Here is a 13968-nt window from a genome sequence, read left to right on the forward strand (position 1 = left end):
CATGGAGTTCGAGCTGCTCGCCCATCTGGTGGCCAACCAGCGCCGGGTCTACACCCGCGGGCAGCTGATGGCACTGGTGTGGCAGCAGACCGCCACAGGGGACATGCGCACGGTCGACGTACACATCGCCCGCCTGCGCCAAAAGCTCGGCCCCGGACACCGGACACCGGGCACTGATCCGCACCGTACGGCAGATCGGCTACGCCTTCGAGCCGCCGGCCACGACCAAGCTCCGCCCCTGATGAAGGGACGATGGACGAGCGGCTCGTTGGTCTTCCTGGCGCTTAGCTTCCAAGGGATACCGTCATGAGATTCCTGCCCCGTTGCCTCCGCAAGCAGGCCAGGCCCCCCGGCGCCGAGACGACGGCGTCCCGGTCCCGCGAACTGGTCACCTTCCACGTCCACTGCGACCGGGGAGCGGAGACCAAGGTGCGTGCGCTGTGCGTGCTGGCTCTCAGCCGACCCAGCGCCCGTGTCGAGGCCGTGCACACCGGTCCGTACGACGCGTTCACCACTAACGTGCAAATGCTGCTCACCCTGGACGGCCCGGAGACCGGCCTGCTGGACCGGCTCGTAGACATGCTCTCCGGCGTATCGTCCGTGCGCGACGTGCATTGGCACCGCCACGACGAACCCGCCGCCCTCGCCTACGCCGCGGAAAGGGGACTGCCCGGTGCATGTGCTCACTGAGCCTGACGTCGTCCTCCTCCCGGCGCACACGACAACCGCGCCACTCAAAGACAACGAAATCGCCACCGTGACAATGGTGTTGAAGGCAGTCGCCGGCCCTATCCGGCTCCGGCTGCTGCAGGCTCTGGCTGACGAGCGGGAGTTCTCGGTCGGGGAGCTGACGGAGCGCGTCGGAGCGCATTATGCGGCCGTTTCCCAGCATCTCGCGCGCCTGCGGGCGGCGGGCCTGGTCGCGGTACGCCGCAGCGGCCACCGCGTGCTCTACCGCACCGCCAACCCGCACCTCCCGGCCCTGCTCGCCGCCGCCCGGCACTTGGCGGCCTACCCGACGCCTACGCGGCCGGGCAGCCCTGGTGAGCACGCGGCGGCACAACAGCACACGTAAATACAGCGGCGAGGCGGTCGGCGACGTGGGTGGGGATGCCCCGTCACCGACCGCCTCGCCGGATCGTCCCAGGTTGCGGTGCCGAGACAGGTCACGGGTGTCACGCCGACCCGGCGGCGCCCGGTACCGGTGGATGCCGGGGCACCGCACACCGGGGCGTCGTCTTACGATCCGCCGACCCACTTCTTACGGCCCACCGCTGGCTGCCTTCCGGCCTTGTCGAACGTGCAGAAGCGGTCGAAGCCAGGGTAGCCCTGTTCCCCGGTGACCGGGTGTCCGTGGTCTTCCATGTGGTCGACGAGGTTGCCGAGGCGGCGTACCAGGAACGCCGGGCGGGCTTTGCGGAACGGGCGGAGGTCGGTCTCAGTCACCAGGTGGGCTTCCAGGCCGCCGCCGCGGAGTCAGCATCCGTCCAGACTCTCCGTGTCCGGGGGTTTGTCCAGTTCGGGTATCCCCAGCAGATCTCGCCAGAACACGCGGCTCGGCCCTCGTCGCCCGGCGGTATGGCGAGCTGCACGTGATGCACGCCGCTGAGGGTGAAGTGGCTGCAGGTATGGACAGTCATGACACTCTCGTCCCGTTCGGAAGGTGTCGGGCCTGAGGAGCCGGGGCGAAGTCCGTTCTCACGCAGGAGGGTCGCCGATGTTCGTGGGCCGTTGCTCGCTCCGGGCGGACGGTCAGGCAGTGCTCGGAGGGATGTTGTCGGGGTACAGGTGCCAGCGCAGATCACGCACCTGGGGTTCGTGTGTCAGGTGGACGACCAGTCGTTCCAGGGCAGCGGCTGCGGGGCTTTCCGGGGTGAGTGTCATCTGCAGGAGAACACCGACGCTGCCGTCCCGATTGATGGTGTGCACACTGTGCAGGCACGTGTCGGTGTCCGCGAACGCGAGGAAGCACAGGGCGCGTACCTTCTTCTCGACGCTGCGGTCGCACACGGCCTGGAGCGTGCAGTGGGTCGGTACGGGACGCACGACGACCGTCGTGCGCCGGGTAAGCGGGCGAAACCGGATTTTCATGCGGGCACCTTGCGAGCTGACCGGCTAACGGAGCCTGGTAGGTGAGCAGTTGGCTGCCGTTACAGCCGGTTTGCTCTCCGCGCAGGGGTCGTGGGCTGCACGGGCTGTCGTGACGTGGGCCTTCCAGGGGCGACGGTGTCCAGGTGCCAGTGGAGTTCGTGGACGGCGGGATTCAGCCAGACGTCGGCGATCAGTTGGCCCAGTGGCGCCGTGATGGGGCCTGAGGTCGTGAAATGCGCCTCCAGGTGGACGACGTCCGGACCGGCAGCCAGGACGCGGGGCTCGCCGGTTCCCACGCCGTGGGCTTGAAGGGCCTGGGAGAGCCGGGCCCGTATGTGAGGCTCCGCTTCGGGGTCGCAGCGGGCATGGACAGTCGCCACAACGGTGGGCTCGGTGGGAGAAGGCGGGGAGCGGTCGATGAGTTGTCTGACGCTGGCGAGCAGCAGAGCGTTCACAAAGGCCATGGCGGGGCCTCCTCTCCGTCGTCGGGCGTTGTGGTTGCCGTGGTCAAGAAGCCGAATGCCGAGGGGACTTGAGGTGCCCGACACCGTCCGCGATCCGCCGAACGGTCTGGTGGAGGAGGGACCGCACGGCACGGATGACGCGTGGCGCCGCGTACCAGGGACGGGCAAGGAAGAGGACGGACATCGAGGTCACCTCCTTGAGGCGGCATACCGGCAGCTGGGCATGGAACACCGAGAAGTAGCGGGCGGTCAGTGGGGACGCCAGGGAAGTCGGCGACCGGGGACGGTGATGGTGTGTCAGTGGGCGTGCGGGCGAGCGGACCGCTCCTTGTCGGTGGCCCTGGTGACAGAGGCCGGGCCGGGGAGAGTGCGCAGGACGGGGCTGTCGAGGGGGCTGTCGGCGATGCGCCGTACCACTGTGGCGAGCAGACCGAGGATGGCGCGGCCGGTGTTCCGGCTTCGGGCGGAGGGGCGGTGGATGGCGGGGCGGTGGATGTGGACAGCGGTGAAGACGGACATGCGGGAGATTCACCTCCGATAAGCGGCGCGGTCGGCTGCGGGCAGGCGTGGCCGAGGGCGGGTGAACGATTCAGTGGTGTGCGGGCTTCAGCGTCCGCGCGGCGCTGGGGCCCGAGTCAGGCGTGGACGGCCAGGGTGATGGCTTCGGTGATGCGCTCGGCCGCAGGGAGCGGCAGGTCGGTGAAGCGGGCGAGCCAGTGGGCGCCGTGGCCCTGCCGGGCAAGGACATAGGCCAGGTGCACGCGTGGTTCGTAGCGGGCGTGTGGGCCCTGGGGGTGGGGGCAGGTGCTGGGGACGTCGAGCAGGTAGTCCCGCTCGGTGCCGTCGTACAGGGCCAGGCGCACACGCGGACAGATGTGGCCGGTGGCGTTCGGGCCGGGCCCGTTGTCGGTGATGTGGTGGTGTCGTCGGGCCGGTGCGGTGAGTTTGGTCAGGTGCGGGAGAAAGCGCATCGGTGGCCTCCCTTCTCCGTGAGGGGGCGGTGGGCGGGGAGGTCCCGCCACCACCCGGCCAGGTGAGTGGTCAGTTACCGAGGGCGACCTGGACGATCTTGATGACGACCAGGACCATCGCGATCAGCAGGTAGGTGCGCAGAGCGCCCATGCCGATCTTGCGGCCGGTGGACATGACCGGCCGGGTCAGCGTCTCCAGCGGCGGCATCCGCCACGAGTCGCGGCCGGTGCGGTCGATCGGGTCTTCCTTGGTGGCGGTGCGCCGGCGGGTGAAGGCGTAGCCGGCGGCCAGCACCCCGGCGACACCGCAGCCGGCCATGATGTCCAGGATCATGTTGGAGCTGATGCCCGGGAAGAGCACCGAGGCGGTCAGGATGATCGACAGCGACACCAGGACACCGACGACCGCCGCCGTGAAGGCGTTGGTCTTCGGGCCGTTCACCCACGGTCCCAGGACCTGCTTGTCGTTGCAGAGCAGCAGCAGGAAGACGGAGGCGGAGGGCAGCAGGACGCCGGCGAGGGTCTGCACCCCCTGGGTGAGCAGACCGAGCGGGGAGCCGGGGATCAGCACGATGGTGGCCGCGGCGGCGACCAGGCCGGCGTAGACGGCGTAGAAGCCCTTGGCGCCCTTGACCCCCCGGTGCAGGGAGTGCTTCATCCCGAACACGTCACCGATCGCGTACGCGGTGGACAGCGACACCGCGAACGCGCCGATGATCGAGGCATCCAGCAGGGCGATCGCGAAGAGGACGCCGGCGACCTTGCCGGCCTTGGCCGAGATGCCGGTGATCAGGCCCGCGGTGTCGTCGAAGTTCCCGAACCCCTTCGTCCCGGCGAACGCTGCCGCCACCAGGCCCATCAGGGCGGCCGCACCGATGACGACGATGGCGATGCCGATCCACAGGTCGGCCTTCTCGTACTTCATGAAGCGCGGGGTGATGCGCTTGTCGATCACGTACGACTGCTGAAAGAACAACTGCCAGGGCGCCACCGTGGTGCCCACGATCCCGATGATCAGCAGCATCACGGTCGCTAGCTCGCCGCTGCCGCCGGGGATGACCGGGGTCACGAAGTCGTGCGCCATCTGCGAGGTCTTGGGGTGGAGCATGAAGTAGAGCGGGACCAGGAGCAGCGAGGCGGCGCACAGGGCCACGGCGATCCGCTCAAAACGGCGGAAGGAGCCGGTGAACGCGGAGGCGATGATGATGGCGGCGGCCAGGATCACCGAGGCGGCCTTCGGCAGGCCCAGATAGTCCGCGGCCATGGTGATGCCGATGAACTCCGTCACCAGCGTCAGCGCGTTGAGCAGGAACAGGTCGATGACGGAGAACGCGCCCCAGAACTTCCCGAACCGCTCCAGGATCAGCCGCGCGTGCCCCACCCCGGTCACCGCGCCGAGACGCAGCACCATCTCCTGGTTGACGTACAGGACGGGGATGAGCAGGAGCAGGGTCCACAGCAGCTGGGTGCCGTAGTTCTGACCGGCCTGGCCGTAGGTGGCGAAGGCGCCGGCGTCGTTGTCACCGACCATCACGATCAGGCCGGGGCCGACGATCGCCAGCAGCGTCTTGAACTTCGCGGACAGACCCCGGCGCTCTCCGGTGTCGTCGTGCTTGATGGTGCCGAGCGCACCGCGGATGTCGCCCACGTGCGCGTCGTCGAGGACTGCGCTGCGCTGTGCGGGAGCGGTGGGGTGGGTGAGCGTCGTTTCGGTCATGACAGACCTCCCGTTCCCCCGAAGGGGGAGGTTTTGGGCATGCCTGGGCAACGCGCACGCTGCACGCGCAGGCCGGCGGCCCGGGACGGCGTCAAGCCGCACGGGTGCCGGGCGCTGGAACAGGGACGCGAGTACGCGCAGAAGGTGGTTACCGCATGCCGGGACAGGGCGAGAACAGGCGGAGGCGGGGCCTACTGTGGCCCGGACTACTGCAACCGCAATCCATGTCTCTCGCCTCCTCCCGGCCGGGGCGCGCAATCGCGCCAATCGACTCGGCAAAGAGCAGACCGGCCCGCATGGCCGGTTCACCCCAACTCGTCAGAGCTTTGGCACTGCACGGCGTAATCCTGTGGGGGCAGCCACTTGGGGTCACCCCTTAAGTCGGGGAGACCTGTCCTGAACCTGGGCGTCTCTCGACGTCGTGGGGTCAGTGGCCTGTGTCCGTGCAGACGCCTCACCGAACGAGGTGCCTTGTTTCAAACCTCCACGAGTGTGCCTGCCACTTGCATATCGACGCAACTACTTGACTCATTCTTGACCACCGCTGCCCGGTGCGGCACCTCTCACGGTGCTGTTCCGACTGGGGGTGGTGCAGCATCGGGTCGATGGTCCGTGCCGGCAAGCCTTCGAGGGCCTCGGAGATCGCGCCCGGGATAACTCTTGCAGTGCAGCTGGCGGCGGTATCGCGGCGGGCGACCGAGGGCAGTTCCCCCGTGTGGCAATCCCCATAGACCTCGCTCGGTTGCGCGATCTTGCAACTAACGTGGAGCCCTGATGCGTCCCATTTGTCATCGACAGATCACCGGATGGCCGATCGGACAGACTGGGTACATGCAAGAGCGGCAAGCCGGAGCGACGGCCAGCGGCAGGGTATGGGGAGAAGGCCAGCAGTCGACATGTCCCTCCTGGGTGGTATCGGCGCCCGCCACAACGTACCGATCTTCTCCGGCGGCGAGAGGATCCAGAGGCTCCGGCCGCCGAGGATGTCTGGTGGGGCTGACCCTCTGCGCCGTACTCGTGATCGCCGCCGCCCTTGGCGTCGTCTGGTGGCTGACCCGGCCGCCTGCACTGCCCACTATTCCCCCTCAGTATCTGGCGACCGTTCAGTCGGCCACCAAAGCCTGCCCGGAGCTGAGCGTTCCGATGTTGGCCGCGCAACTCGACGCGGAGAGCCACTGGAACCCGCAGGCAGACTCTGGCCAAGCCCAGGGCATCGCCCAGTTCCACCCGTCGACCTGGGCGGAGTGGGGCAAGGACCACACCGGTGATGGCAAGGCCGACGTGTGGAACCCAGCCGACGCCATCCCGGCTCAGGGCGCCTACATGTGCCACCTGTTCAAGGAGGCCAAGGGCATCCCCGGCGACCCCACCCAGCTTGCCCTCGCCGCGTACAACGCGGGCCCCGGCGCGGTGCTCAAGGCCCAGGGCATCCCACGGATCCCCGAGACGCAGAACTACGTCAAACGGATCGAGGCACTGATCCCGAAGTACACCCAGACCTATGCCAAGCAGATCAGCGTGGCACCCAGCCCTCCGGGCAACTGACGACCACACAGTTAGCGCCAAGCGAAACAGCAGGATTGGGCATGACGCCGAGAGAGGTGAACCAGGCGTCGCCCACGCCTTCCGGCGACCGTGGCCGGCCCTGCGGCTTCCCCGGATGGTGGCGTAGGTGCACCCGGACGGCGACTGCGGCGAAGAGCGCGACGGCCGGTACCAGCACCACACATTCGACCATGAGCCGGTCACAGGCTGGGGCAGGCCGAGGGCCGTCCATGCGAGCAGCGCGACCCGGACGGTACCGAGCCCCGCCGCACCCTGAACGGTGCGCGGGAGGCGGCGTACGAAGCGGATGCCGAGTGCTCTCCTGCTTCATCCGAGGCGTCTACCGCCCGGTCCGTGCCGCTTACTGTGATGCACTGCCACAGAGCGCGGGCCGACGGCTGTCCCGACTGTCCATTCATCGATGGTGGCTAGATCCAGATCGGCATCGTGGGCGATGTCCTCGTGTCGGAACGGTTCAGTGTGCGGCGAGCACGGCCTGGCGCAGAGCGTCCGCGCCGGGCGGCGAGCCCGGTAGGCAGCGTCTTGGCACCGGCAAAGGTGAGGACGGGGGCACCTTCGGCGAGGAGATGAGGGGCTTGGCGTATGGCACGGCGACCGGCCTCCTCAGCTACCGAAGAAGCCATCCGCAGCGCAGCGATGAGCGAACCGGGAGAGCAACAGGGCGAGATCGCCCGCCAGGGCAATGCACTCCACGACCAGGCCACCCTGGCGACCTTTGCGTCCGTCCGCCTCTCAGACATGCAAGATCACGATCCCGAAGCGCCTCCACAGTTGGAGCCCGCGATCACCCTGCAGACGGTGCACGAGATCCTCACCTGAAACCCTCTCGCCAACCCACGACTCAGCCCGGTCGAGGAGCAATCCGCGGTGTACGTATTCGAACTCAAGGGTGGGGCTTTGTGGCCCCGACTCCGAGCGAGTCGCGCCGGCCACGTGAGAGGGAGCGGCGCACTCTCCAGCGAGTTCACGGAGAAGGCGTCACGACAGGTTAGACCAATCGAGCTTGCCTGGTCCGTCCTCAAGAACGTCGTGTGAATCTCGACTCGTCACGCCGCCCCTACCTTTGCGTTCGTGGCCTTCGCGCGTGTCCGCGCATGTAAGGACATGAACGGTCACCGCTAAAGGGGGGTGGGTGGATGCCGGGTTACTGCTGGCTGGCGTGTACGAGGGTGGAGAAGACGGCCGTGCAGGGTGCGCAGTGCGCTTCGGTGAGCGTGGTGCGGGTCCCCCTCCCTATCCTTGGAAACTCGGAGGCCGACCAGGTGGTCATCTTCTACCGCATACTCGTCAAATGAGACGATTTCTAAGGCTAAGACGCTACGTGCGTAGCAACTCCCCTCGGATGCCCCGGTCTGGTGGCCAGGAGGAATTCCCAGGTCGCATCTCGTGGCTGTCGGCAGTATCAGTTAGCCTGAGCTAGTCGGCTTAGTGTCATTTCACGGCACAGTGAAAGCCATCCGTCCGCTATGCATGACGTAATGGCTGTTGGCTCGTAAGCTTGGCACGGGTGAAGTGCCCCCCCACCCTTAAATGTTCGCAGTTCAGCGAGGTCCCCTGACTCCTCTCGTGGCTGGCATGGTAGTAGTCGAGGCAGTATCAGCACGCTTCAACGACGATCCGTAGCACGACGTCTGCCCAAGTACTTCCCTATGTGGAGAGCTGTCAACGACCGTCAGGTATGGTTCTGCCGTACGGCCAAGAAATACTTCCTTAAAGGGGTGCTTGAAGGCTCGTCAGGAATGAGTGGTATTCCTAGTCGACCCTTGATGGGCCGAGCTGGTAAGCCCGTGTTGCTTCGCCTGCTTGCCCGGCGTCTCACCGAACAGCATCAGTACCTTGAAACGCTGATGATCGTCGGCGACTGCCGACGCGCACTGCATCAACTGGCTCAGGGCCCTGTGCTGCACTACGACCTCGCCTCGGCGTCCTCGAAGCCGACATCAATCTCCCCGCCCGCCCCTTCAAGTCGCATGCGCGCCGCACCGGTAGCACTCTCAAAGCCCTGGTTGAACATCTCTCCTGCACCTGCAACATCGACCTCCGCATCAACGTCTCCTGTAACTGCACCGATGCCATCCAGGGCGCAGTCAACCGCGCAGCGATACGTAGAGAGACGGTCAGCAGGACCTGCTGCGTACCAACTTCCAGAGAATTGTTGGTGTGGGCCACTTCATAGAGACTGCGGGAATGACACGCCGAGTCGAAAGCGTTTCTCTAACCAGTCGGACCACCACTGGTCAGTCGGCCTCGGCTTGTAACGACAAGTCTCTGGCCTGGTCATGTAGTCCCACCCGAGTGGAGTGAGGGTTAGGCAGCGAAGCTGCCGCCTTCGTCTCTCCAACTCTGAGTGGATAACAATTTCTTGCCCTCCTGAGCTTGCGAAGGATGGGGCGAAGCCCCCTCTCTCGGCCGCGACGTGAGGAGAAACAGCGCGGTCGGGTACACGTCCATTGCCGGCTCAGAGGAGGGGCTTCGCCCCTATCGCTTCGCCTGCGGCTCGCGAGCGCATAAGCGGTAACGAGGCTGTACAACTTGCTCAACAATCGGTCCGCCGACCTCGGATACCTTGATCACGCGGAATCTCCGTCCTTCGGGCTCTGATTCCTAACCCTCGCTCCGCTCGGGTGAGGCAAGGACAGGTATCAACTGCTATGAATTACATGGCGGAGTATTCTTGGAGCCCACGGCGACTTGAGCCCAAGCCTCGTTAGCAACGCGAGGACCCCGACGCGGATCTCAACCCCATGGTGGTCATCCAGCAACCCTCTGGGAAGAGAAGGCTCCCGTCCAGAGTCTGCGGCCGAGGAACACCGACAAGCCGCTAGAGGAGTGAACCACCCGTACCCTCCTTGCCTATTGGGGCCAGCGCATATCCCGCGCCACACGGGCAACCCACCTCGTCGGCCACACCGACCGCGCCGCCCTCGTAAAAACCTTCCGCGAGGCGCAGCAGGCCGGAACAGCCCAGCGGTGCTCAAGGCACCGTCGACCTGTACCTCGACACCCTCCAAGTATGACCACGTCAACTGTCCACGGGCCCACTACCGCCCGGTCATGAACAGACCAACCGCGCTGCGGAGATGTTCAACTCCATTGGCAGGTCCCGTCTGTCCCGTACGGCGCCACAAGCTCTCCACCAACGCGGCGCCCAGGTGATGTACGAACGGATCGGCTGGCAACCTCCTCCTCCATGACACTGCAGATCGCAGGCCACGGCACCGGAAGATTCGCGCTGGCCGCCCAATGCTGGTGGAACACTCGGACAATGGCGCTGACCCCCAGCCGTACAAGGCCGGGCGGGATGGTCGCGATCACTCGCCGGGCGACGCCGCCGGCGCCCCTCGCCGAGGGGGTGATGCCGCTCCCCAGGAGCAGTGTCGCCGTCCGGACCGCGTCCAGGACGGAGGCGGGCGCAGCCGAGGCGAACGAGCCGAACGCCAGCTCGTTCCAGTCCCGACGGGCCCGCGCCCAGGCGAGGCGTTCGAGCCCTGTACCGAGGTCCAGGGCCATGCGCTCGGGATATTCCGTGTTCCATAGGAGAACGAGGTCGCCGATGGTGAGGTCCAGGTGGTTGAACATCAGGGTCACTCCCGCGACCTGCCTGCGATGCCATACCTCGACGCGCCCATGGATCTCCATGTGCCTTGCATGGAAACCGAGTTGGGAGAGGACGAAGAGCCAGTCATCCAGTGCCTCGGCATAGTCGCCAATGCTGGTGATGGGCTGGACCCGGGAGACGTTGACGAAGGCCGTCAGGAAACCGTCGAGCAAGTCTCCGCGTTCATCGCGCTCTCCGGTGAAACGGACCACGGGCTGAGGGAGGAAGCCCTTGCGGTACGTGAGGGTGCGACCGCCCTTTAGCAATGGATCGAGGGCCTGCACAGCAGAGATCGTCAGCTCGGTCTCACGGCCCCAGCGCAAAGGTAGGCACTCATCCCGTATGACGCCTCGTGCGGCGAAAGCCGTGGTGAGGGTGGTCAGCAGGTCGGTCCACGAAGGAGTCGAGCGCGGCGGGATGTACGGAGTGCCGCGGTCACGGTGACAGATCTCGAAAGTGCCGTCGGCAAGGGAGAACTCCCACTGAGGGCCGAGCACTTGGCGTAAGGCGGCAACTGCCTGGTGGGCTCGCGAGTGGCTCTCCATCAGAGCGCCGCCAGAGCCTTGAAGTGGCTCGCGGGGTCGAAGCGCGCCAATCCCGTTGCCTGTACCTCGACGTGGTCGAGTGAGGAGGCGTGCTCGATGGCCTGGGCGAGCGCATGGGCTGCGCTCTCGTCGTCGGCTGCGGGGTCGCCGACGATGGTTGCTCCAGTGCGGTCGCAGAGTGCTGCTTGAGCGCAGGTGCCGTCACGCCAGGTCAAGGCGGCGATGGGGGTTCCGGCCCGCAGGGACTCTCCGAAGACGGCTGCGCCGGCCTCGACGTAGTTCCGCGCGTAGGTGTAGACGAAGACTGAGCCCTCGGCGATGGCGGCGGTCTTGGCCGCTCCGCCCAGTTCCCCGACCCATTCCACGTGGTCCGAAGCGAAGGTCGTCTCGTGGCGGCTTAGGTACTCCTCGTCGAAGATCGGGCCGACGATGTGTATGCGACGTCCGAGAATCTGCGCCGCCCGAACGGCGAGGTGGGGTGCCTTGTCCTCGTCTATTCGTCCGAGCCACACAAGGTCTCGGCCCTTCACGGCCGGGGGTTCCTCTTCGTCGAGCCCCAGGTGGACGGCGAGTTCGGCGGTCGGGTTGTGGGCGGCGTACCGCTCGATCATCTCGGGCGAGTAGCAGTGGAGCCGTGAGCGATCGCCGTCGAAGGCGGTGGGGGCGTGCCGGAACGTCGGCGAGTGTTGGAAGGTGGCGACGTCGCAGTCCAGCTCGCGCCAGGTTCGGACCCATGCCGGCCGGGATGGGTATTCGTGGCCGACGACGAGGAGGTCGTAGCCGGCGGACTTCAGGTCGCGCTCGGCGAGGGAGCCCGGGGTGATGTCCTCAAGGCGGACCGGCTTGCGGACCCATTGATCTTCGAGGTCCGTAAGCCAGCCCGGCCCGAGGAGATGCACGTCGGCGCCTGCGGTGCGGGCTCCTACGGCGACTGCCCAGAGCCATCGTTCGATCCCGCCGTATCCGGCCGGGGGGAATGCGTAACTACCGGGGAAGTCGCAGACGCCGACTAGCACCTATTCCTCCGAGGGGGTTCCGTCCGCCTTGATCCGGCGGTAGCCGAGGTACTTCACGAGGGATTCGGGCAGCAGGACCGAGCCGTCGGCCTGCTGGTGCTGCTCAAGGACGGCCGCGAGGGTGCGGCCGATCGGTAGTCCGGAGCCGTTGATCGTGGCTGCCGGGGTGGGCTTGCCGTTCTCGTCGCGGGTGCGGATGCCCGCGCGGCGGCCCTGGAAGGTGCCGAAGTCGGAGACCGAGGAGATCTCGCGGTAGGTGGCCTGGCTGGGCAGCCAGACTTCGAGGTCGTACGTGAGCTGGGCGGAGAAGCCGGTGTCGCCGGCGGCGAGCGTGACCACTCGGTAGGCCAGGTCCAGTTCCTTCAGGCACGCCTCGGCGTGGCTGACCATCTTCTCCATCTCGGCGCTGGCCTGGTCCGGTGCGGCGATACGCACCATCTCGACCTTGGCGAACTGGTGTTGGCGGATCAGGCCGCGGGTGTCGCGGCCGTACGAGCCGGCCTCTGAGCGGAAGCACTGGGTGTGCGCGGTCAGCGCGACCGGGAGCTCAGTCGGCGGGATGATCTCGTCCGCGTACAGGTTCGTGAGGGGGACCTCGGCCGTGGGGATCAGGAACAGGTCCCGGTCCGCGACGCCCGTCTTGAACAGGTCCTCCTCGAACTTCGGCAGCTGGCCCGTCCCGGTCATCGTCTTGCGGCTGACCAGAAACGGCACCGAGTGCTCGACGTAGCCGTGGCGGCGGGTGTGCAGGTCGAGGAACAGCGTCGCCAGCGCGCGCTCCAGGGCCGCGCCGACACCGCGCAGGACGCTGAAGCGTGGCCCGGACAGCTTGGTCGCCCGGCCGAAGTCCAGGATGCCCATGGCCTCGCCGAGGTCGACGTGGTCCTTGGGCTCGAAGGAGAAAGCCGGCGGGGTGCCGACGCGGCGCTGCTCGACGGCGAACTCCTCCGAGTCGCCGTCGGGTGCCTCGTCGGCTGGCAGGTTGGGGATGGTGAGCAGCAGCTCGGTCAGCTCCTGCTGGATGCGCTCCTGCTCGGCTTCGGTCTCCCGAATCTGCTCCTTGAGCTTGCGTGCGGTCTCCTTGAGGGTGGAGATGTCGCCGCCTGCCTTCGCCGTCTGCTGGACCTCCTGCGCGATGCGCTTCGACTCGGAGCGCAGCTCGTCACCGGACTGGATGCTCTTGTTCCGACGGGACTGGAGGCTCTCCAGAGAGGAGAGGTCCAGCGTGTAGCCGCGGCGGGCCAGGCGGCGGACGGCGTCCTCGCCCATGTCGATCAGAACGCGAGCATCATGCATCGGGAAGTTCCCTCTGTGCGTGCGGGTGGTTTACCCGATCGAAGGTAGCAACATCCAGTTCCGACTCCGCCCGGGTTTTCTCCGCATCACCCCGCGGCCCCGAATCACTTTCGGGTCCTGCGGCAATGTCGGCGAGGAGGCTCCTCACACAGCTCTGCAGGTCCTCGTCTTCGAACGAGATCGGCTGGACGTACGGCGCCTCCGGGAAGAACAGCGGCATGGGGTCGCCAGCGGACCGCTCCCGGTGCCAGTGGAGAACCGAGACCAGCAGCCCGTGGCAGACAATCACCCGTGGGCTGGGATGCTCCACAGCTGCCTGAAGCCCTACGAGCATGCGTTTGATGCCTTCCCACTGGGACTCGCGCGCTCCCGGCGGCCGATGCCCCGCGCCGTGCTGCTCCAGCCAGGAGGCGTACTTCAGGAACGGCCCCCCTTCGAAGTCGCCGTAGTCCAGCTCGTTGAGCCGCGGGTCGACGACCGGGCCCGGCTCCGGGACACCCATCAGCCTCGAAGCCGTCTGACGGGCCCGCGGAAACTCGCTGGAGATCCACGTGGACACCCGCCGCAAGGGCAGCATGTGCCAGACCTGGCCGCAGGACATGACGCCGTCCTTGCTGAGCGGGATCGGACGCGTCGGGTCCCCGTTCACGAGGTACTGGCGGCTGCAGTGGGTCTCCCCGTGGCGCAGGATGTGCGTCGTCATT

General features: G+C 66.8%; 15 protein-coding genes and 1 riboswitch. Of the genes, 5 read left to right on the forward strand and 10 right to left on the reverse strand.

Translation table 11 applies throughout. The features are described 5' to 3' along the window. The first annotated feature begins 1 nt into the window (after position 1). The 3 genes from MOV08_RS32895 to MOV08_RS32905 are packed head-to-tail and all read left to right on the forward strand — an operon-like array spanning position 2 to position 1075. A complete protein-coding gene (locus MOV08_RS32895) occupies positions 2-310 on the forward strand; it encodes a winged helix-turn-helix domain-containing protein (RefSeq protein WP_275309946.1) in 309 nt (102 codons plus the stop codon). Beyond that, positions 307-690 carry a hypothetical protein gene (locus tag MOV08_RS32900; RefSeq protein ID WP_275309948.1) on the forward strand — a complete coding sequence of 128 codons (384 nt, stop codon included), beginning with the start codon at positions 307-309 and terminating at the stop codon, positions 688-690. The genes MOV08_RS32895 and MOV08_RS32900 overlap by 4 nt, the downstream gene beginning before the upstream one ends. Next, positions 674-1075, forward strand: coding sequence for an ArsR/SmtB family transcription factor (locus MOV08_RS32905; RefSeq protein WP_275309949.1), 402 nt, complete (start codon positions 674-676; stop codon positions 1073-1075). Before MOV08_RS32900 ends, MOV08_RS32905 begins: the two co-directional genes overlap by 17 nt. Before the next feature lie 164 nt (positions 1076-1239). On the opposite strand, the gene MOV08_RS32910 is transcribed toward MOV08_RS32905, so the two are convergent. The 6 genes from MOV08_RS32910 to MOV08_RS32935 all read right to left on the reverse strand — a co-directional run bounded on the left by MOV08_RS32910 (position 1240) and on the right by MOV08_RS32935 (position 5243). Next, positions 1240-1446 carry a hypothetical protein gene (locus tag MOV08_RS32910; protein WP_275309950.1) on the reverse strand — a complete coding sequence of 69 codons (207 nt, stop codon included), beginning with the start codon at positions 1444-1446 and terminating at the stop codon, positions 1240-1242. A gap of 306 nt (positions 1447-1752) precedes the next feature. Then, positions 1753-2091: a hypothetical protein gene (locus MOV08_RS32915; protein WP_275309951.1), complete on the reverse strand. Its 339-nt coding sequence runs from the start codon at positions 2089-2091 to the stop codon at positions 1753-1755. A gap of 59 nt (positions 2092-2150) precedes the next feature. Then, positions 2151-2555, reverse strand: a complete 405-nt coding sequence (locus tag MOV08_RS32920) for a hypothetical protein (RefSeq protein WP_275309953.1) — start codon at positions 2553-2555, stop codon at positions 2151-2153. Between the two features lie 297 nt (positions 2556-2852). Beyond that, on the reverse strand, positions 2853-3074 hold the full coding sequence (locus MOV08_RS32925; RefSeq protein ID WP_275309954.1) for a hypothetical protein: 222 nt from the start codon (positions 3072-3074) through the stop codon (positions 2853-2855). A gap of 116 nt (positions 3075-3190) precedes the next feature. Then, on the reverse strand, positions 3191-3526 hold the full coding sequence (locus MOV08_RS32930; RefSeq protein ID WP_275309956.1) for a hypothetical protein: 336 nt from the start codon (positions 3524-3526) through the stop codon (positions 3191-3193). Between the two features lie 70 nt (positions 3527-3596). After that, complete coding sequence (locus MOV08_RS32935) at positions 3597-5243, reverse strand: NRAMP family divalent metal transporter (RefSeq protein ID WP_275309958.1); 1647 nt, start codon at positions 5241-5243, stop codon at positions 3597-3599. Between the two features lie 302 nt (positions 5244-5545). After that, positions 5546-5716, reverse strand: a riboswitch (M-box (ykoK) riboswitch). 517 nt (positions 5717-6233) lie between these two features. On the opposite strand from MOV08_RS32935, the gene MOV08_RS32940 reads away from it, so the two are divergent. Both MOV08_RS32940 and MOV08_RS32945 read left to right on the forward strand, forming a co-directional pair. Next, entirely contained in the window at positions 6234-6788 is a 555-nt protein-coding gene (locus MOV08_RS32940) for a lytic transglycosylase domain-containing protein (RefSeq protein ID WP_275309959.1), read from the forward strand. A gap of 603 nt (positions 6789-7391) precedes the next feature. Beyond that, positions 7392-7628, forward strand: coding sequence for a hypothetical protein (locus tag MOV08_RS32945; protein WP_275309961.1), 237 nt, complete (start codon positions 7392-7394; stop codon positions 7626-7628). A gap of 2265 nt (positions 7629-9893) precedes the next feature. On the opposite strand, the gene MOV08_RS32950 is transcribed toward MOV08_RS32945, so the two are convergent. The 4 genes from MOV08_RS32950 to MOV08_RS32965 all read right to left on the reverse strand — a co-directional run bounded on the left by MOV08_RS32950 (position 9894) and on the right by MOV08_RS32965 (position 13967). Continuing rightward, a complete protein-coding gene (locus tag MOV08_RS32950; RefSeq protein ID WP_275309963.1) occupies positions 9894-10904 on the reverse strand; it encodes a hypothetical protein in 1011 nt (336 codons plus the stop codon). A gap of 47 nt (positions 10905-10951) precedes the next feature. Beyond that, positions 10952-11851: a glycosyltransferase gene (locus MOV08_RS32955; RefSeq protein ID WP_275309964.1), complete on the reverse strand. Its 900-nt coding sequence runs from the start codon at positions 11849-11851 to the stop codon at positions 10952-10954. A 117-nt stretch (positions 11852-11968) separates the two neighbouring features. Continuing rightward, complete coding sequence (gene serS / locus MOV08_RS32960) at positions 11969-13264, reverse strand: serine--tRNA ligase (RefSeq protein WP_275309965.1); 1296 nt, start codon at positions 13262-13264, stop codon at positions 11969-11971. Then, a complete protein-coding gene (locus MOV08_RS32965) occupies positions 13257-13967 on the reverse strand; it encodes a histidine phosphatase family protein (RefSeq protein ID WP_275309966.1) in 711 nt (236 codons plus the stop codon). Before MOV08_RS32965 ends, serS begins: the two co-directional genes overlap by 8 nt. Position 13968 lies beyond the last annotated feature (1 nt).

Origin of the sequence: Streptomyces yunnanensis, assembly GCF_029011865.1 — a bacterium.
In the GTDB taxonomy this organism is placed as follows: Bacteria; Actinomycetota; Actinomycetes; order Streptomycetales; family Streptomycetaceae; genus Streptomyces; species Streptomyces yunnanensis.